Below are 18,257 nucleotides of genomic sequence, written 5' to 3'. Positions count from 1 at the left end.
GCATCAATTCGCCGCCGCGACAGTCGCTTTCGGTTCGTGGACGGTCGGCCCCGGCGCGGCTTCGTAGAGCGCTTCGATCTCCGCGGCGTACTTCTCGACGATGGGGCGCCGTTTGAGCTTCATGGTCAACGTTATCTCGTCTCCGGCGGTGCGCAGTGCGACGGCGTCCGGATCGAGCGCCGCTGTCAGCTGGAACGCTTCACACAAAGTGGTCGGACGCTGCGCTTCAGACATTCCGGTGTCCCTCCTCGATGGGCCTCATGATCGAAGCACATCGCCGGCGTTTCATGGCACCGAGGCGCGAAATCCACAGCGCCCTAAACATTTTGAGCAGAACGTTCAGTGCGGATGGAGGCGTATGGTCGGAACGATGGGAATCGCTGTCACGTCACTGACGCCTGTCGAACGGACCGCACTGCTCACCGTGTACGCGCGGGCCCTGGACAGCCGCAAGCCCCGCTCGATTCTTCGCGACACCTGGGCGGACTCGGCAGTGGCGGCCATCGACTACGACTTCGCCGCGCTGGGAGTCCAGACCAGCGTGGTCTGCCAGACCGCGCTGCGCGCCAAGATGCTCGATGCCCGCGTATCGGCGTTCACCGCAGCACACCCTGATGCGGTCGTGGTCGATCTGGGCGGTGGCCTCGACAGCGGCTTCTATCGGGTGGCCCCGCCGCCGACGGTCGACTGGTACACCGTGGACCTCGCCGGCATCTCCGCGCTGCGTGAGCAGCTGTTACCGGCGAATCCGCAGTCGCACACGGTGGTGGCATCAGTGCCCGAAACAGACTGGGCCGCAGGCATTCCCGCGGACCGGCCCGCCATGCTCGTGGCGGACGGGCTGTTCGCATTCCTGACCGAGCCCGTCATCGCCGGCGTGTTCCGCAGCGTCACCGAACATTTCCACCGCGGCGAGCTGGCGTTCAACGACTACGGACAGTTCGGACCGATCAGCCTGGCGGCTTTCAAGTACCTGCCGCAGCAGATGTTCAAAGACGTTGGCAGCCAACTGGGTTATGCGGGTTTCAAAGATGCCCGGCACCCCTTGAGCTGGAATCCCCGCATGCAGCTCGTCGAAGAGGCCAGCCTGGCCCATCAGCCCGAGGTCGACCTGTTTCCCCGCATGCTGCGGTTCGCCACCCGGCTGACGGGGCGCACCCGCGCCGGCGCACGGAAAGCGCGGATCCTGCGCTACCGCTTCTGAACTGGGACCAGCCGGACTACCCGCCGAGGCAGCCCGGGCCCAGCAGCGCCTTCAAGTCACCCATCAACGCCGACGACGGTGTCACCCGCAGTGTCTGGTCCAGTTCCAGGGTGGTGATGCGGTCTCCACTGATGAGCCGCAGATGCACCTGAGAGGTGCCCGGGTGGTGAGCCAGCACCTGCTTGAGCGCACTGACCTTCTCCGGCGTGCACTGCCGCGTCGGCAGGCTCACCGCGAGCGGACGGTCGGCCTGCGCGTTCGAGAAGTCGGGCACCACAAGGTCACTGGCGAAGATCGACACCCGCTCGTCCTCGACGCGCGCCTTGCCGCTCACCAGCACGATCGCGTCGTCCATGATGTCGGCACCGAACACGGCATAGGTCTTCGGGAAGAAGTTCACCGTCACCGAACCGTTGAGATCTTCCAATTGCGCTGACGCCCAGGGCAATCCCTGCTTGTTGACGCGCCGGACCACACCCGCCAGGATGCCGCCGATGCGGACCTGGCTGTCGTTGGCGACAGCGCCTTCGAGGATGGCCGGAATCTGGGTGTCCACCTGCGCGTTGAGCAGGTGCGCGACACCGTTGAGCGGATGGCCGGAAACGTACAGGCCCAGCATCTCTCGCTCCAGGGCGAGCTTGTGCTTGTCGTCCCACTCGTCGTCGGGCACCTTGATGGTGAAGGCCGCATCCCCGGCATCCCCGGCGTCACCGCCGCCGAACAGATCGAACTGACCCATGGCCTCGGCCTTCTTGGTGCCGAGCACCGAGTCGACCGCATCGGCGTGCACCAGGAACAGGCCCTTGCGGGCATGGCCCAGCGAGTCGAAAGCGCCTGCCTTGACCAGAGATTCGGTGACCCGCTTGTTGCAGGCCGTGATGTCGATCTTGCTGAGGTAGTCGGAGAAATCGGTGTATTTCCCCTTGTCGGTCCGGCCCGCGATGATGGACTGCACCACGTTGGCGCCGACGTTGCGCACACCGCCCAGCCCGTACCGGATGTCCTTGCCGACCGAGGCGAAGTTGTGCACCGATTCATTGACATCCGGCGGCAGCACCGTGATGCCCAGGCGGCGGCAATCCGCCAGGTATATCGCGGCCTTGTCCTTGTCATCACCGACCGAGGTCAGCAGACCAGCCATGTACTCGGCCGGATAGTTGGCCTTGAGATACGCGGTCCAGAACGACACCAGGCCGTAGCCGGCGGCGTGCGACTTGTTGAACGCGTAGCCGGCGAACGGCAGCACGGTGTCCCACAACGCGGTGATGGCCGCCTGAGAGAAGCCGTTCTGCTTCATACCGTCGGCGAAGCCGCCGTACGCCTCGTCGAGGATTTCCTTCTTCTTCTTACCCATCGCGCGACGCAGCAGGTCTGCTTGGCCGAGCGAGTAGCCCGCGACCTTCTGTGCGATGTGCATGATCTGTTCTTGGTAGACGATCAGACCGTAAGTCTCGGAAAGGATGTCGCGCAGCGGCTCTTCGAGCTCCGGGTGGATGGGCTTGATCTCCTGCAGCCCGTTCTTGCGCTTCGCGTAGTCGGTGTGCGCGTCCACACCCATCGGACCCGGTCGGTACAGCGCCAGGACGGCCACGATGTCCTCGAAGCCGGTCGGCCGCATCAGTTTCAGCAGATCGCGCATCGCGGATCCGTCGAGCTGGAACACGCCCAGCGTGTCGCCGCGCGCCAGCAGCTCGTAGGTTTTCGGGTCGTCCAGGCTCAGGTGGTCGAGGTCCAGATCGATGCCCCGGTTGGCCTTGATGTTCTCCAGCGCGTCACCGATGACGGTGAGGTTGCGCAGGCCCAGGAAGTCCATCTTCAACAGGCCGATGGCCTCACACGACGGGTAGTCCCAGCCGGTGATGATGGCGCCGTCCTGGGCGCGCTTCCACATCGGGATGGCGTCGATGAGCGGTTCGGAGCTCATGATCACCGCACAGGCGTGCACACCCGCGTTGCGGACCAGCCCCTCCAGACCGCGGGCGGTCTCGTAGATGGTGCGCACGTCGGGGTCGGTGTCGATCAGCGCGCGGACCTCGGCCGCTTCCTTGTACCGCTCGTGGTTGGGGTCGGTGATCCCCGCCACCGAGATGTCCTTGGCCATGATCGGCGGCGGCAGCGCCTTGGTGATGCGGTCGGCGATGGCGAAGCCCGGCTGCCCGTAATGAACTCGAGCCGAATCCTTCAGTGCCGCTTTGGTTTTGATGGTACCGAAGGTGATGACCTGGGCGACGCGGTCACTGCCCCACTTCTCGCTCGCGTAGCGCACCATCTCGCCGCGGCGGCGGTCGTCGAAGTCGATGTCGATATCGGGCATCGACACGCGCTCGGGGTTGAGGAACCGCTCGAACAGCAGACCGTGCGGGATCGGGTCGATGTTGGTGATGCCCATCGCCCACGCCACCAGCGAACCTGCGGCCGAACCTCGGCCGGGGCCGACCCAGATTCCCACTTCGCGCGCGTGGCTGATGAGGTCACCGACGACGAGAAAGTACGCCGGGAAGCCCATCTGCACGATGACGCTGATCTCGTACTCGGCGCGATCGAGGTACTCCTGCGGCGGGCCGCCCGGGAAGCGCCGGTCCAGACCACGCAGCACCTCTTTGCGCAGCCACGTGGCCTGCGTCTCGCCCTCGGGCACCGGGAAGATCGGCATCCGGTCGTGGAACTTCCAGACATCGGCGTAGGACTCGACGCGCTCGGCGATCAGCAACGTCGAATCACAGGCACCGGGTACCTGGTGATCCCACATGGCCCGCATGTCCTCGGCCGACTTGAGGTAGTAGCCGTCACCGTCGAACTTGAACCGCGTCGGATCGGACAGCGTCTTGCCGGTCTGGATACACAGCAGCGCCTCGTGGTTGTGCGAGGCCTCGCGGGTGACGTAGTGGCAGTCGTTGGTGGCGAGCGGCGGGATGCCCAGCTTCTTGCCGATGTCCAGCAGGCCCTCGCGAACCCGGCGCTCGATCTCGATGCCGTGGTCCATCAGTTCGAGGAAGAAGTTCTCCTTGCCGAAGATCTCCTGCCACTTCGCGGCGGCCTCGACGGCTTCCTTCTCGTGACCGAGCCGCAGCCGGGTCTGCACCTCACCCGACGGGCAGCCGGTCGTGGCGATGATGCCCGCCGAGTGCTCGGCGATGATCTCGGCGTCCATGCGGGACCACTTGCCGAGCTGTCCCTCGAACGACGCCAGCGACGACAGCTTGAACAGGTTGCGCAGACCGGTCGCGTTCTCCGCGACCATCGTCATGTGGGTGTACGAACCACTACCCGAGACGTCGTCGCTCTTCTGGCTCGGATCGCCCCAGGTGACGCGCTTGGTGTTGAAGCGCGACGCGGGCGCGATGTACGCCTCGATGCCGATGATCGGCTTGATGCCCTCTTTGGTGGCGGTGTTGTAGAACTCGCTGGCGCCGAACATGTTTCCGTGGTCGGTCATGCCGATTGCCGGCATACCCAACCGGATGGCTTCCTGCACCATCGGCTTGACCTTCGCCGCACCGTCCAGCATCGAGTACTCGGTGTGATTGTGGAGGTGCACGAACTGGCTCATAGGGCTGCCAGTCTAAAACGGGCCACCGACACCTCTCGGCGTGTCGGGCGCTGTGTCGTCGGCGGGACTACGACGTGGGCGCGGCCGCTGTTGCCACGGGACCCACCAGCAACCCCTTGTGCAACACCTGTTGCAGTTGCTTAGTTACCGCTTCGACGCGATCCCGGTCGGCCACGAGCCCGGCATAGAAGCCGAGCCCCCACACCATGGTGTAGAGCAGGTCCGCCACAGGGGCCACAGCCGTCTCGGCAGGCAACTCACCGCGCGCCACGGCGTCGCGTACAGCCTGGTCCATGAATTTGCGGACGGCCGCCTTCGCGTCCCTGCGCGGGGCCGGCAACCGGTCGGCCTCCAGATAGGAGCTGACCAGCAGCGCCACACTGCCCGGTTCATGGACACCAGCGTTGCGGAATTCGGTGACGAGTACCGAAATCTGTTCTGGCAGAGTGGATTCCGCTCCCGCTCGGGCGATGCAGAGGTCGATCGTCGTGGCGATCTCATTCAGCAGACAGTGGTAGATGTCCTCACGCGTCTGGAAGTGGTAATGCAGCGTGGGACGGCTCAACTCGGCGATCTCGGCGATGGCCTGGATGGTGGTGGCGTGGTAGCCACGGACTGCGATCACCTCGCGTGCGGCGTCCAGGATGCGCGCCCGCGTCTGCGCCGAATCGGTGCCGGCCGGGCGGCCCCGACGGCGTGTCGCCTTCACTGGGAGAACATCGAGATGCACCATGCCACGTCCTCGCACAGAAAGGGATATTTACGAATTCAGCAAACTCTAAGACATAGCTGATACGTGGTCAACCGCAACCTCGACAACGGCGGGTCGACTTGCCTCGCGACAACCCTGGGCAAGGTCCATTCAGTCCGGTGACCACCACAGACGGCGTCATGCCCGGCGGTCGATCGGCGGCGCGTTCCGCGATGGCGACGAGCACCGCAATTCATTTGCCCGAAAATTTGTCGCCGACGTAGAGATCCGGCAACCGAATCGGGGTCTCGATGGGGCCCTCGCCGAGCGCCACATAGTGATGATGTCCACATCACGGCGTGCGCTGTGCGAATTGAATGCGCTGCGGCTCTCTGTATCGTATGACTCCGTGATCGAGCTCATCAACGTCGCCAAGACTTTTGGCGGGTCTGTTCCCGCACTCCGCGACGTGAGCTTTTCCGTCCCCACCGGCTCTGTGTGTGCGTTGCTGGGACACAACGGCGCCGGCAAGACGACGACCGTCAAGATCCTCTCCACCTTGCTCAAGCCGACCTCGGGCCAGGCGATCGTCGCCGGCTACGACGTGGCAAAGGAACCGGCGAAGGTGCGTCAGTCCATCGGCGTCACCGGACAGGATGCCGCCCTGGACCTCCGGCTGACCGGACGGGAGAACCTCGTCCTGTTCGGGCGCCTGCGGGGCCTGCGGCGCGGCGAGGCCCGCAGCCGGGCCGACGAACTGATCACCCAATTCGACATGGGGCACGCCGCGGACCGCCAGGTGAGCGGGTATTCCGGCGGCATGCGCCGCCGCATCGACATCGCGGTGTCCCTCGTGGTCCCACCGAAGGTGCTGTTCCTCGACGAGCCGACCACCGGGCTGGACCCGCGCAGCCGCCGCGACGTCTGGAATCTGGTGTCCTCGATGAAGTCCCAGGGCATCACCGTCCTGCTGACGACGCAGTACCTGGAAGAAGCCGACATCCTCAGCGATTCCATCGTCATCCTCAACGGCGGACAGATCGTCGCCCGCGGGACCGCCGATGAGCTCAAGCGCCAGACGGGCTCGAGCTACTGCGAGATGACGCCCCTCAACCCGGATGACCTGCCGCGCATCGCTACGGCCCTGGCCGATTTCGACGAGATCGAGGTCGACACCGACGCGACGACGGTGTCGGTACCGGCGCCGGGCGGCGTCGCGACCCTGACCGAGGTCTTCCGCCGGATGGACGAGATCGGCGTCGAACTCATCGATATCTCTCTGCGCCGCCCCTCACTCGACGAGGTGTTCCTCCACCTCACCACCCCGGCGACCACGGCATGAACGCGCCGACAATTCTTACTGCCCGAATCGTCAGCCGAAGTCGGGTAGATTTGATCTTCGCAGCGGTGGCTCCGTTGCTGGGCTTAATTGGCCTAACCTTGTTGCTGCGCGATGTGATCAACACCGGCGGAATGAGTTACGCGCAGTACGTACTGCCTGCCGTGGTTGTTCAGGCTATGTTATTTGGGGCGCTCACCACCACCGATCGGGCGGCGCACGAAAAGGCCAGTGGTATGGGTGTTCGACTACGCACTCTCCCCATTTCCCAATACGCGCCACTCTTGGCCCGAATGAGCTACTGCATCATACGTGGCGCACTCGCGACAATTGCATCAATCGCTGCAGCATCAGTGTTCGGATTCCGATTCGCTGGCGGCATTGGCTATGTGGCAGCGTTTTTCGGTCTGGCTCTCACTCTCACCTTGGCGCTGTCGCTGGGCGCCGACGCGACAGGCAGTAAGGCTGGTCGGACCGAAGTTGCCAGCCAGTTACTTATGGTGCCCCAGCTGCTATTGGTCCTGCTTTCGACCGGACTCGCTCCGCTGGGATCGTTCCCCACTTGGGTACAACCCTTTGTCCGTTACCAACCCATTTCTCAGATCACCGAAACGCTGCGCGGCCTCACCAGCGGTCACGTGCACCAAGGCAATCTGCTCGTCAGCCTCGCATGGTGCGTTGGGCTTCTCATTGTCTTCGGCATGTTCGCACTCCGGTTGCAAAGGCGGGCCCAGTGAATACCCAATCAACGCGGCAATTTTCGCTGTTAACCGAAAGTTGGATATTCGCCAGCCGGTTGCTCATACAGTGGCGGCGCTACCCAACCGTGCCCCTTCAAGCGCTGCTGTTTCCCACGGTTCTATTGGTCGCCTATAGTCTGCTAGTCGGAACCTCGATGACCCGCCTCACCGGCAACAGCGGCCTTGACGTACTGATCCCGGTGTGCGCGGTTGCGGGTGCCATGTCCGGTTGTGTGGGCGCCGGGATGACTATGCCTCATGATCGAGAGAGCGGCCTGCTCACCCGGCTGTGGATCATGCCCGTCCGAAGAGCGAGCGCGCTGATCGGGACGCTGCTCGCCGAATCCATGCGCACTTTCGCCGGGAGCGCACTTATCCTGGCAACTGGCTATGCACTCGGCTTCCGATTTGGCGGCAACATCATCGAACTGCTCGCATACCTCGCTGTTCCGAGTCTCGTAGTCGTCGTCTATGCGATGATCGTGATCACGTTGGCATTACACGACCAAGGCCGCACAATCCTGGCATGGGTAGGTACTGCCAGCATGGGTTTAGCGTTCGCAGCGATCATTCCGGTCGCCAAACTCCCGGCGTTACTGCGTCCCCTTGCCCAATATCAGCCCGTCGCCCCGGCTATTCAGGCCATGAGCCAGCTGTCGCAAGGCGCTGGCGCATTCTGGCTGCCACTCGCGGCTTCCGTTGCTTGGATCGTTGTTCTCAGCGCGCTGTTCGGCCCCCTTGCCGCGCGTAACTACCGGCAAGCTGCTGAGACAGGACAGCTTGGCGACTGATTCCAGTCGCTATCTGACCTGACGGGTCAAGTCAGATAGCGCCAGCCGCACTTGGTCCACCACTCACGGTCCAGGCAGAGCCGGCCGTCGATCACGGTGGTACGACGCACGATGGCACTGAGTTCAGCCGGGTTAATCTCGGTGAACTCAGACCACTCGGTCAACACCAGGACGACGTCGGCATTCTCGCATGCGCCACGAACCGAGTTCGCGTACGAAAGCGTCGGAAACACTCTGCGGGAGTTCTCAATCGCCTTCGGGTCGTACACCGTGACCGAAGCACCCTGCAGCTGTAGTTGACCAGCGACATTAAGTGCAGGCGAGTCACGGACGTCATCAGAATCCGGTTTGAACGCCGAGCCCAGGATCGCGATGTTCGCACCCAGGAGCGACCCGTTGCAGGCAGCTCTAGTGACCTCGACCATACGTGTACGACGCCGCATGTTGACGTTGTCCACTTCACGCAAGAACATTAGGGCCTCCGAGGCGCCTAGTTCGCCAGCACGCGCCATAAAAGCCCGGATGTCCTTGGGAAGGCAGCCGCCGCCAAAGCCTAGACCGGCGTTGAGAAAACGGCGGCCGATGCGCGCGTCATAACCGATCGCGTCGGCGACTGCTCTCACATCCGCGCCTACAGCATCGCATACCTCGGCGATCGCATTGATGAAGGAGATCTTGGTAGCCAGAAAGGCGTTGGCGGATACCTTGACCAGTTCGGCGGTCTCCGGGTCCGTCACGATGAACGGTGTATCCCGCTCAAGAATCGTGGCATACACCTCGCGGGTCAGTGTCTCAGCCCGGCCACCTTCGGTACGGCCCAACACAATCCGATCCGGGGTCAATGTGTCATGCACGGCATAGCCTTCGCGGAGGAACTCAGGGTTCCAGGCGATTTCGATCTCGCCCTCCGTGGACAGAGCGCGGGCTCGGTCAACGAGCTTCGCGCATGTGCCCACGGGCACAGTGGATTTGCCGAGGATCAACACCTCGCTGCGCACTAGCGGAACGAGTCCATCGATAACAGCTTCGACGTATCGCAAGTCTGCAGCCGATTCGCCCTTCTTCTGTGGGGTACCGACCGCGATGAAGTACAGCGCCCCCCAATCCGCAGCGTCCTGATAGCTGGTGGTGATACGCAAAAGGCCGGATTCCAGGTGCTTTTTCAGCAGCGCCGCCAGTCCAGGCTCGTAGAACGGCACTTCGCCATTCGCAAGCTTGGCAACCTTGTCGTGATCTACCTCGACCCCGAGCACCTCGTGGCCCAATTCAGCCATACACACAGCGTGGGTGAGTCCGAGGTACCCCATACCGAATACTGTCAGCCGCACGACTGATCTCCTTGCTTCTGCTTGCTGTCATCGAGGTATAGCGAGCCCTGAGGGCCGAGCTCGCCCGACGCGCGCTTCCAATTGCCAGCTAACACGGCCGATCGCTGTGAGGCTACCGTACGACCGACGTCGAACTGCCGAAGCGCATTGTCTGCTGACCACACCTCACAGCTTGTCGCGAGGTGGTGGTCAGTCGGATGGTAGGTTTGCGCATGGCGCGAGAGGCCACAGAGAGGCCATGCAACGGTTTGCCCGGCGGCGTCGTTGGCACCCCGAAACATTTTGGCGTAGGCGTCATTTGAGACGCAGTACGGAAGGGACACTAACCGTAATGTCGAACGAGTTGCCGGTCATTGCCGCGATTCCCAACTACAACATGGGCCACCACCTACGCAAGCTCCTGCCACAGGTGCTGGTACAGGGCTACGACCGCATATATGTGTTCGATGACGGGTCCACTGATGACAGTGTCGAGGTGGTCAAGGAGTTTGGCGGTCAGGTGCAGATGATCGTCGCCCCGCAAAACCAGGGCTGCACAGCGAACCGCAATCAAGTCCTCAAGGTGATCGATGGCGACGAGCTCATCCACTTCATCGATGCCGACATGGATCTGGAGACCGAGAACATCGCCGACGTGGCGCGCCAGGTTGCCGCTCGCTACGTCGACAAGGGCGTGGGTGCGATAGGCGGGCTGGTAAGCCGCACCGACGGAAGTCAGGAACCTTACAATTTCGGCCCAGCGTTTTGTTTGCACACGCACATGACGGCGATTCCCCCAGTCCTCGACCGGATCCGCAACCGTCCCAAATTGGCCCGCACGATTCAGCAGGCGGTCCGGCCAATCGTCAAGAACTATCCGAACGTGCTGGATGCACCAACAGCTCAGGAGACTTTCTGGCTGCACGAGGGCAACATGCTGATCTATGCCGATGCGTACAAATCGATCGGCGGCTATGACATCAACATGCGCAACCATGGGGCTCAGGATCTGGCGATCCGATTGGAGAAGAAGGGCATCAAACGCTGGTTCGACCCTTCAATCGAAGTGGTCCACCACTACATCGATGTGCGCGGTAAGAAACGTAAGAAGCAACAGTACGAATCTCTGCGTTACCTGCTCGGAAAGCATGGGTTCAAAGCCTGGGTCACGGGTAACTATCGCTGACGTGGCTTAACATGCAACTTGCTCGGGCGCTTGCGACATGAACAACCGATATTTCCGAGAGGCGGGTACTTTCGTAGCGTGGTGACCCCGTGATGGGACAACCCCGGTTTGGTTGTCTCTTGAACTGTGAGGATCCGTCCTCAGTGAAACGATCAACCTCTTGCCACAGCCGTTCCCGCCAAGCTTCGAGTCGACGCTACCGCAGTGGCCCGCACCGGCGGAGCCTCTGGCCGGTAACCTTGCCGATGACGGCGTGCCCGTCGAGTCGAACCTGCCGGTTCTTAGGGTCTCCATCCAGGCGATCTATAGTTGGCACAAAAGCGCCTGTGACGCAGCGAATTTGGGGCGATGTGCACTTGATCAACGCCGCCCGCGACATCGACGCCGACGACCAAGCCTTCGGATACTGATTCACTGCCGACCAATTACCAGGGCGCGGAATCCGCGCTGGCAAGAACCGGCAGCGCGGTTATGCTCCCAGGAGCGCATCTGGTCAAGCTTCGTCAAGAAGCGTGGCCTGAACTCTCAACTCGGTCCTGCGCCATCAAAGGCGTCTACTTCAACTCCTATTGTGGGCCACTCGACCTTATCGCGGATAAGTTCTCGCCGACGGTAGCCGCTTTGAATCAGGCTGTGTCATCGTACTCGCCGGTCGCGACGATCACTATTCAGCCCGCGGTTTGGCTTTACCCTCCTGGGACCCGAAGACCTCGCAGATGGGGTCGACGCAATCCATCGGGAGTCGCGGCACGATTTCGCAAAAATCGGCACATCAAGTGCAGGTGCGACCCTAGAATGGAGGTCGTGCACCACCGCGGACATGTCCGTGGTAAGAAATTGTACATAGGGGGATAAATGCATTCTGCCGAATATTGGGTATTTAAAGCACGTCAAAACTGGTCTAAATTGTCGGTACCCGATAATCCGCATTTCGACAGCGCCGAATCGACTAAATGGTTTATTGACCAACTGAATAATGCGAAGTCGTATCTTGAGTACGGCACCGGCGGATCAACCATCCAAGCCGCCAGTCGCGGCGTCAACATGGTGTGAGTCGAGTCCGACCCCAACTTCCTCCGTCTCGTCGGCGCAAAAATTGCGGCAGCCGGACTTGAAAGCGAAAACCAACAACTGGTATACGCGGATATAGGCCGCACGGGCCCTTGGGGACGGCCATACGGCCACGCAGATGAGCAGCGCCTAGCACTGTACCGACGCTATTCGGATCCGCGATTCATAAATGTGCCACCAGATTTGGTGTTAGTAGACGGGCGCTTTCGAGTGGCTTGCGCCGCGAAATGCTTTAACGGCTCTTCGCAGTTGAGGGTGTAGAGGTCATCGGCGCGTCGTTGCCGGGATAGGGGTCGAGGTCTCTCGAAGATGAAGGTTCCTACACGCCTCATCCGAAAGACCTCGACGTGCCTGACGCTACCGGTCGGGCGGGCTTCGCCCGCGCTGACCTGACTACTTTCTGCCGCCTCGACGACCTCGGGTTGGAGGTGACCGGCCAGCAACTGCACCCCGATCGTGCGGTATTGGCATGCCGGGTCAGCGACGACGACTCGTGGTGCCGCCGCTGCGGCGAGCGAGGCGTCAGCCGCGACAGCGTGACACGCGAGCTTGCCCACGAACCATTCGGGTGGCGGCCCACCACCTTGCTGGTCACCCTCCGCCGCTACCGCTGCGCCGGCTGTGCCCATGTGTGGCGCCAAGACCTCGGCAACGCCGCCGAACCACGCGCCAAGCTGTCCCGGCGTGCGTTGCAGTGGGCCTTGAAAGCGATTGTCTGCCAACACCTGACCGTGGCTCGCGTCGCCGAAGCGCTGGCGGTGTCGTGGAACACCGCCAACAACGCCGTCCTGGCCGAAGGGCAGCGAGTGCTGATCGCCGATCCGGCCCGCTTCAACGGCGTGCGGGTGATCGGCGTCGATGAGCACGTGTGGCGGCACACCCGTCGCGGCGACAAGTACGTCACCGTGATCATCGACCTCACCCCGGTCCACGACCAGACCGGCCCTGCCCGGCTGCTCGACATGGTCGAAGGCCGCTCCAAGAAGGCGTTCGCCGACTGGCTGTCCGAGCGACCCCAGCCCTGGCGCGACGGTGTCGAAGTTGTTGCCATGGACGGCTTCTCCGGGTTCAAGACCGCCACCACCGAAGAACTTCCTGAGGCAGCCACGGTGATGGATCCCTTCCACGTGGTGAGGTTGTCCGGCAACGCTCTCGACGACTGCCGCCGCCGTATCCAGGTGGCCACGTGTGGGCACCGCGGCCGCAAGACCGACCCGCTCTATGCCTGCCGACGCACCCTGCACACCGGCGTCGATCTGCTCACCGACCGCCAGAAAGCCCGGCTGGCAGCCTTGTTCACCGGCGACATTCATGTGGAGGTCGAAGCGACCTGGCACATGTACCAACGCGCCGTGGCCGCCTACCGCGAACCCGACCGCACGAAAGGCCGAGCCATGATGGCGGCGCTGATCGACACGCTGAGCGCCGGCGTTCCCAAACCGCTGACCGAGCTGATCACCCTCGGACGCACACTGACCAAGCGGGCTGTCGATGTGCTGGCCTATTTCGACCGGCCCGGCACCAGCAACGGACCGACCGAAGCGATCAACGGCCGTCTCGAACACCTCCGTGGCTCCGCCCTGGGCTTTCGCAACCTCACCCACTACATCGCCCGATCCCTACTCGAAACCGGCGGATTCAGACCCCAACTACACCGTCAATCATGAAGAGCCGCTTTAACCTGCTACGGGATACACACGGGTGGCAAGTCGTCGTCGACGACTACATCAACAGACCGCATTACCACATTCTGGAGAATGTGGCAGAATTCTTCCCGGTCGGTCGGATGGCGGTCTTCACGAAAGTAAAATCGAATGCCGACTTAAACGCCGTGATCGACGTCTGGGAGACCGAACCTGAGTAAGAACGTTCGGCGCACTACCAACCGCGATTAGCGGCGTCCCGCAACATTTACTACCTGAATCAACTATCACCCTCGTAATTCAAGCGTTGACCTCCTCTGGCAGTGAACACTAGCCGTAGGCAAAGCAGATGCTGCTACCAGCGGACGAGCCGGTATACGTCAGCGCCGCCTAACAGTTGGTTGGCGCCCAGATGCGCGGAAGCATAGCCGCGATCGGCGAACTTCTGGAGTATTTCATTCCGCTTCGCAATTGAATTCCCATACGGGTCCGCCGGCAAGACCCTACTCACGTAATAGACGTGTCGATTCGAGAGGCTGGACAGATCCGGAAAATGGTTGATCAATTCGTCCTGGCTGGCTACGAAAGTCACCGCGTCAGGCGGAACCGACCACAATGTCGGCGGTACAACTCCACGCCGATCCGAATCGATCACGATCGCGGCGTCGGATGCCGGCACTAGCGCGGTTGTCTGCGTGTAGCGATAGCCGGCGTGCACGGTAGCCAGCGTTACCCCGACAAACTGGAATACGAGGAGCACCGACAGCACCACAGCCACCACGTGCGAACGCCGCGCCGACACCGCAAGCCCGACGAATAAAAATGGGGTGATGAAGTACAAATAGAGCGGACGCATGGAATGCACCGGGCTGATGAAAGAGACGTACAGCGCGATGATGGCCAGCCAGCAACTGAAGAACATCTGCAATGGCACTGCCGACGCAGTCGGAACGAATTCATGCCAGCCGCCGTGACGACGCACCACCCACTTGGCGGCGATCCACAGAATCGGCGAGACCACCACCACTGTCAGGACACCGCCCACGACGGCGCCGATCTCGACACCGTACGACTGGTACGCGGGATCGATCGGCGCAAACGCCTCGTACAGCGGGCCGAGCAACGCCACGATCCGGACCCCGAGCATGGGCCAGGAAAAATGCTGTGCCTGTTCCCCGCCACGGTGGAATGACTCCCAGAACCCCGGGTTTCCCATGCCGAACGCGCTGACGGCGACGACGCCGACGGCGACCAGACCGGCAAACTCCCAGTACCGCCGGCGGGCCACGATGGCGACACCGACGAGCAGCAAGGCAAACCCGGCAGGGACGACGAACAAGTACTGAGTCAGCAGGCCCAAGGCAATGACAGGGGCAAGTGCGACCAGGTAACCGAATTTGTGGCGGGTGAACCACAAGCAGACGAACAACAACAGTAGCGTCGACCACAAGCCGAGCAACGCATACTGGCGAATAGCGACCGCGCTCGCTCGGACCGCCATGGAGAGTGCCCACGTCAACACAGCGGCCGCACCTAAGAAGGTGGGGATCTCAAGCACCCGGCACACCGCAAAGAGCAGCAGTGCCGTCATGACAACAAGCACAACGTTCAGCATGGCTGCGGCCGGGATCGAGACACCGAAAAACGAGAACCAGATGTGCAGCAGCCAGAAATACAAAGGCGGATGGATGTCAAAATGCGCCAGATCGGTGCGAATCCGGTCGAAACATCCCGGATTCCGCAGACTCCAATAGTCCTGCCAGGTCTGCACAGATACCCATTGACCAATGGGAATGAATTGCGAATAGCGCCCCTGATTGCAAGTCGCCGACAGCATGGTGATCGCGTCATCGTGAGACAGCGAAGTCGACACCATCGCGCGTACCACCAAGAGCACGATCAATGCGACGACGAGCCAAACCGCCACCGCGGGCGTCAGCCGATACGCCGCAAATCTCCCGAACAAGCGTTCACACCGTTGGCGTCCACCCTCGTAACGCGTGCTCAAATTGGCGCTCCCCTGATAACCGGCCATGCCCTGACCCGAATCTCCCAGACGACGACAGTACCCGTCCGACCCGTCCGGCTACCGCCTGAGCGCGCCGCCCGGACGATGTGTGAGGCACTGCTTTCGGCCTACCGCTATCGACCGATATGCCGTCGTCTCATCGCCCAAGAGTCTCTTCAGGGCAATGACGACAGAGCAACTACCGGATCGACGGCGACGGCCGAATTGCCACCGACCCTCCTGCCGATCGCGCTGCCGGTGAGCACTGCCAGCGCCAGCCAGATCAGCACGAAGCCTGCCCACCGGCCCACCGGCATCGGCTCATGCCCGACGATGACGCCCCACGCCATCTGCAACGCCGGCGTCAGGTACTGCAGCAGGCCCATGGTGACCAGCGGAAGCCGTTGCGCCGCAACGGCGAACATCAGCAACGGCAGCGCCGTCACCGGGCCGCACAACATCATCAGAAGTGTGTGGCCCGCGCCCAGCGCGGGAACCGTCGCCTGCCCCGCAATGGTGAGGACGACAAGGTAGGCCAACGCGAACGGCGCGGCCACCCCGGCTTCGACGCCGACACTGACCCGCGGGTCAGCGCGCACGACCTTCTTGACCGCGCCGTACACACCGAAGGACACCGCCACGCCGAGGCCGATCACCGGGATTTCACCGGTCTGCACCGCCAGTACGATCACCGCGGCCACGGCGATGGCCAGCGCCGCCGCCTGCGCGCGATTCAACCGCTCACCGAACAGCGCAACGCCGAGCGCCACGCTCACCAGCGGGTTGATGAAATAGCCCAGCGCAGCGTCGACCACGTGGCCGTTTCTGACGGCATAGATGTAAATGCCCCAGTTCAGCGAGATCAGCGCCGAGGCGCAGACCAACAGGCCCCACGTGCGGCCCGACAGCCGGCGCAGGTCACCCAGGCGGCGACCGACGGCCAGCACCACGAACATCAACAGCACCGTCCACACGATGCGATGCGCCAGCACCTCGAACGCACTCGCCGGCTTCAGCAGCGGGAAGAACGCGGGAAACAGACCCCACGACCCATAGGCGCCGAGCCCGAGCAGCAATCCCTGGTTCTGTTTCGAAGTGGCCGTCGCGGTAGTGGTCACTGCCGATGCAACACATCCAGGGCATGCTGCAATTCCGCCGGGTACTCGCTGGTGATCTCGATCCACCGGCCGTCGGCCGGATGGGCGAATCCCAACGAGCGCGCGTGCAGCCACTGCCGCTCGAGCCCAAGCTTTTTCGCCAGCGTCGGATCGGCGCCGTAGGTCAGGTCGCCGCAACACGGGTGGTGCAGCGCGGAGAAGTGCACCCGGATCTGGTGTGTGCGGCCGGTCTCCAAGTGCACGTCCAGCAGGCTGGCCGCCACGAACGCCTCGATGGTGTCGTAGTGCGTGATGCTGTGCCGGCCGCCTTCGGTGACGGCGAACTTCCAGTCGTTGCCCCGGGCCCGGCCGATCGGCGCGTCGATGGTGCCGCTCGACGGGTCCGGGTGACCCTGCACCAGCGCGTGGTAGCGCTTGTCGACGGTGCGGTGCTTGAACGCCCGCTTGAGCACGGTGTACGCCCGCTCTGACAGCGCCACCACCATGACGCCGGACGTGCCGGCATCCAGCCGGTGCACGATGCCCTGCCGCTCGTGGATGCCCGACGTGCTGATCCGGAAGCCCGCCGCCGCCAGCCCGCCGAGGACCGTCGGGCCCGTCCAGCCCAACGACGCATGTGCCGCCACCCCGGCCGGCTTGTCGACGGCCACGATGTCATCGTCGGAGTAGAGGATCGCCATGCCCTCGATGTCCTGCGGCGTGTTCTCGAGCGGCGCCGGCGCCTCGGGCAGGCGGACCTCCAGCCACGAGCCCGCCACCAGCTTGTCCGACTTCGCCGCCGGCGCGCCATCGATATCGACCCCGCCGTCTTCGGCGATCGTGGCGACCGCGGTCCGCGACAACCCCAGCAGGCGTGCTAGACCCGCGTCCACCCGCATCCCGGCCAGTCCTTCGGGGACCGGCATCGAACGGCTGCTCATCGGCCGGTTTCAGCCTCGTCGGCGGCCGCGGCGGCCGGTTCCGGCGGCGCCGGCGAATCCTGTTCTGTATCAACGGATTCCGTGGCATCTGCGGCCGGCGGCTTGCTCTCGGTATCGAAATCGATGCCGAACATCGACAGCCCGACCAGCAGCACCGCCCCGCACACCACTGCGGAATCGGCGACGTTGAAGACCGGCCACCAGCCGACCGAGAGGAAGTCGACCACGTGCCCGCGCAGCGGCCCCGGCGAGCGGAAGAACCGGTCCATCAGGTTGCCCACCGCGCCGCCGAGGATCATCCCCAGGCCCAGCGCCCACCACAGCGAGACCAGCCGCCGGCCCATCCAGATGATGCCCAGGACCACGCCGGTGGCGATCAACGTCAGCACCCAGGTGTAACCGGTCGCCATCGAGAAGGCCGCCCCGGAATTTCGGACCAGCGTCCAGGTGATGGTGTCACCGATGATCTCGACCGGCTGACCGGGCACCAACAGCTTCACCGCCAGCACCTTGGTCAAGACATCCAGCCCCAGCACCAGCGCCGCGACCATCAGCAACAGCCGCAACCGCCGCGCGACGGGCTGGGTCTGCGCCGGCGCCGTCACCGGCGATTCGGCGCTCTCAGCCGTCTCCGGCTCCGTGCCCGAGGTCGCCTCCGGCTCCGTGCCCGAGGTCGCCTCCGGCTCCGT

General features: G+C 63.2%; 16 protein-coding genes and 1 pseudogene. 9 read left to right on the top strand and 8 right to left on the bottom strand.

Annotation, left to right across the window (positions count from 1 at the left end):
* Nucleotides 1-3 precede the first annotated feature (3 nt).
* On the bottom strand, nt 4-234 hold the full coding sequence (locus tag VXD91_RS04045) for a hypothetical protein (RefSeq protein WP_133427365.1): 231 nt from the start codon (nt 232-234) through the stop codon (nt 4-6).
* A gap of 136 nt (nt 235-370) precedes the next feature.
* On the opposite strand from VXD91_RS04045, the gene VXD91_RS04040 reads away from it, so the two are divergent.
* Nucleotides 371-1,204: a class I SAM-dependent methyltransferase gene (locus VXD91_RS04040; protein WP_346414691.1), complete on the top strand. Its 834-nt coding sequence runs from the start codon at nt 371-373 to the stop codon at nt 1,202-1,204.
* A 16-nt stretch (nt 1,205-1,220) separates the two neighbouring features.
* Here VXD91_RS04040 and dnaE read toward each other — a convergent pair whose 3' ends face one another.
* Nucleotides 1,221-4,754, bottom strand: coding sequence for a DNA polymerase III subunit alpha (gene dnaE, locus VXD91_RS04035; RefSeq protein ID WP_064858148.1), 3,534 nt, complete (start codon nt 4,752-4,754; stop codon nt 1,221-1,223).
* Nucleotides 4,755-4,821: 67 nt separating this feature from the next.
* On the bottom strand, nt 4,822-5,487 hold the full coding sequence (locus tag VXD91_RS04030; RefSeq protein WP_346414690.1) for a TetR/AcrR family transcriptional regulator: 666 nt from the start codon (nt 5,485-5,487) through the stop codon (nt 4,822-4,824).
* 367 nt (nt 5,488-5,854) lie between these two features.
* Here VXD91_RS04030 and VXD91_RS04025 point away from each other — a divergent pair, with 367 nt between their 5' ends.
* From VXD91_RS04025 to VXD91_RS04015, 3 genes are read left to right on the top strand one after another with little or no spacing between them, the layout of a single operon-like run.
* Nucleotides 5,855-6,787 carry an ATP-binding cassette domain-containing protein gene (locus VXD91_RS04025; protein WP_346414689.1) on the top strand — a complete coding sequence of 311 codons (933 nt, stop codon included), beginning with the start codon at nt 5,855-5,857 and terminating at the stop codon, nt 6,785-6,787.
* On the top strand, nt 6,784-7,521 hold the full coding sequence (locus tag VXD91_RS04020) for an ABC transporter permease (RefSeq protein ID WP_346414688.1): 738 nt from the start codon (nt 6,784-6,786) through the stop codon (nt 7,519-7,521). The genes VXD91_RS04025 and VXD91_RS04020 overlap by 4 nt, the downstream gene beginning before the upstream one ends.
* Nucleotides 7,518-8,315, top strand: a complete 798-nt coding sequence (locus VXD91_RS04015; protein ID WP_346414687.1) for an ABC transporter permease — start codon at nt 7,518-7,520, stop codon at nt 8,313-8,315. The genes VXD91_RS04020 and VXD91_RS04015 overlap by 4 nt, the downstream gene beginning before the upstream one ends.
* A 26-nt stretch (nt 8,316-8,341) precedes the next feature.
* Here the strand turns inward: VXD91_RS04015 and VXD91_RS04010 are convergent, their stop codons facing one another.
* Nucleotides 8,342-9,643, bottom strand: coding sequence for a UDP-glucose/GDP-mannose dehydrogenase family protein (locus VXD91_RS04010; RefSeq protein ID WP_346414686.1), 1,302 nt, complete (start codon nt 9,641-9,643; stop codon nt 8,342-8,344).
* A 331-nt stretch (nt 9,644-9,974) separates the two neighbouring features.
* Between VXD91_RS04010 and VXD91_RS04005 the strand changes: the two genes are divergently transcribed.
* From VXD91_RS04005 to VXD91_RS03985, 5 genes and pseudogenes are all read left to right on the top strand, one after another.
* Complete coding sequence (locus VXD91_RS04005) at nt 9,975-10,808, top strand: glycosyltransferase (protein WP_346414685.1); 834 nt, start codon at nt 9,975-9,977, stop codon at nt 10,806-10,808.
* Nucleotides 10,809-11,031: 223 nt separating this feature from the next.
* Nucleotides 11,032-11,471: pseudogene (locus VXD91_RS04000) on the top strand (IS3 family transposase); the annotation flags it as partial.
* 192 nt (nt 11,472-11,663) lie between these two features.
* Complete coding sequence (locus VXD91_RS03995) at nt 11,664-11,861, top strand: hypothetical protein (RefSeq protein WP_346414684.1); 198 nt, start codon at nt 11,664-11,666, stop codon at nt 11,859-11,861.
* A 365-nt stretch (nt 11,862-12,226) separates the two neighbouring features.
* Nucleotides 12,227-13,546, top strand: coding sequence for an ISL3 family transposase (locus tag VXD91_RS03990; protein WP_073698465.1), 1,320 nt, complete (start codon nt 12,227-12,229; stop codon nt 13,544-13,546).
* A complete protein-coding gene (locus VXD91_RS03985) occupies nt 13,543-13,743 on the top strand; it encodes a hypothetical protein (RefSeq protein ID WP_346414683.1) in 201 nt (66 codons plus the stop codon). Before VXD91_RS03990 ends, VXD91_RS03985 begins: the two co-directional genes overlap by 4 nt.
* 134 nt (nt 13,744-13,877) lie before the next feature.
* Here the strand turns inward: VXD91_RS03985 and VXD91_RS03980 are convergent, their stop codons facing one another.
* The 4 genes from VXD91_RS03980 to lspA form a co-directional block, all read right to left on the bottom strand.
* The gene (locus tag VXD91_RS03980) at nt 13,878-15,557 is read right to left on the bottom strand and encodes a glycosyltransferase family 39 protein (protein ID WP_346414682.1); all 1,680 of its coding nucleotides are present in this window, start codon (nt 15,555-15,557) and stop codon (nt 13,878-13,880) included.
* A gap of 149 nt (nt 15,558-15,706) precedes the next feature.
* Complete coding sequence (gene rarD / locus VXD91_RS03975; RefSeq protein WP_346414681.1) at nt 15,707-16,648, bottom strand: EamA family transporter RarD; 942 nt, start codon at nt 16,646-16,648, stop codon at nt 15,707-15,709.
* Nucleotides 16,645-17,568: an RluA family pseudouridine synthase gene (locus VXD91_RS03970; protein WP_346414680.1), complete on the bottom strand. Its 924-nt coding sequence runs from the start codon at nt 17,566-17,568 to the stop codon at nt 16,645-16,647. The genes rarD and VXD91_RS03970 overlap by 4 nt, the downstream gene beginning before the upstream one ends.
* On the bottom strand, nt 17,565-18,173 hold the full coding sequence (lspA, locus tag VXD91_RS03965) for a signal peptidase II (RefSeq protein WP_346414766.1): 609 nt from the start codon (nt 18,171-18,173) through the stop codon (nt 17,565-17,567). The genes VXD91_RS03970 and lspA overlap by 4 nt, the downstream gene beginning before the upstream one ends.
* Nucleotides 18,174-18,257 lie beyond the last annotated feature (84 nt).

The organism is Mycobacterium sp. SM3041 (assembly GCF_039668335.1).
Taxonomy (GTDB): domain Bacteria; phylum Actinomycetota; class Actinomycetes; order Mycobacteriales; family Mycobacteriaceae; genus Mycobacterium.
This window is presented reverse-complemented; position numbering and strand designations above follow the sequence as displayed.

Bases quoted from the DNA above. Each gene is read 5' to 3' on its own strand.
- VXD91_RS04045 (WP_133427365.1), bottom strand. From the start codon at position 234: ATGTCTGAAGCGCAGCGTCCGACCACTTTGTGTGAAGCGTTCCAGCTG.
- VXD91_RS04040 (WP_346414691.1), top strand. From the start codon at position 371: ATGGGAATCGCTGTCACGTCACTGACGCCTGTCGAACGGACCGCACTG.
- dnaE (WP_064858148.1), bottom strand. From the start codon at position 4,754: ATGAGCCAGTTCGTGCACCTCCACAATCACACCGAGTACTCGATGCTG.
- VXD91_RS04030 (WP_346414690.1), bottom strand. From the start codon at position 5,487: ATGGTGCATCTCGATGTTCTCCCAGTGAAGGCGACACGCCGTCGGGGC.
- VXD91_RS04020 (WP_346414688.1), top strand. From the start codon at position 6,784: ATGAACGCGCCGACAATTCTTACTGCCCGAATCGTCAGCCGAAGTCGG.
- VXD91_RS04005 (WP_346414685.1), top strand. From the start codon at position 9,975: ATGTCGAACGAGTTGCCGGTCATTGCCGCGATTCCCAACTACAACATG.
- VXD91_RS03995 (WP_346414684.1), top strand. From the start codon at position 11,664: ATGCATTCTGCCGAATATTGGGTATTTAAAGCACGTCAAAACTGGTCT.
- VXD91_RS03985 (WP_346414683.1), top strand. From the start codon at position 13,543: ATGAAGAGCCGCTTTAACCTGCTACGGGATACACACGGGTGGCAAGTC.
- VXD91_RS03980 (WP_346414682.1), bottom strand. From the start codon at position 15,557: ATGGCCGGTTATCAGGGGAGCGCCAATTTGAGCACGCGTTACGAGGGT.
- VXD91_RS03970 (WP_346414680.1), bottom strand. From the start codon at position 17,568: ATGAGCAGCCGTTCGATGCCGGTCCCCGAAGGACTGGCCGGGATGCGG.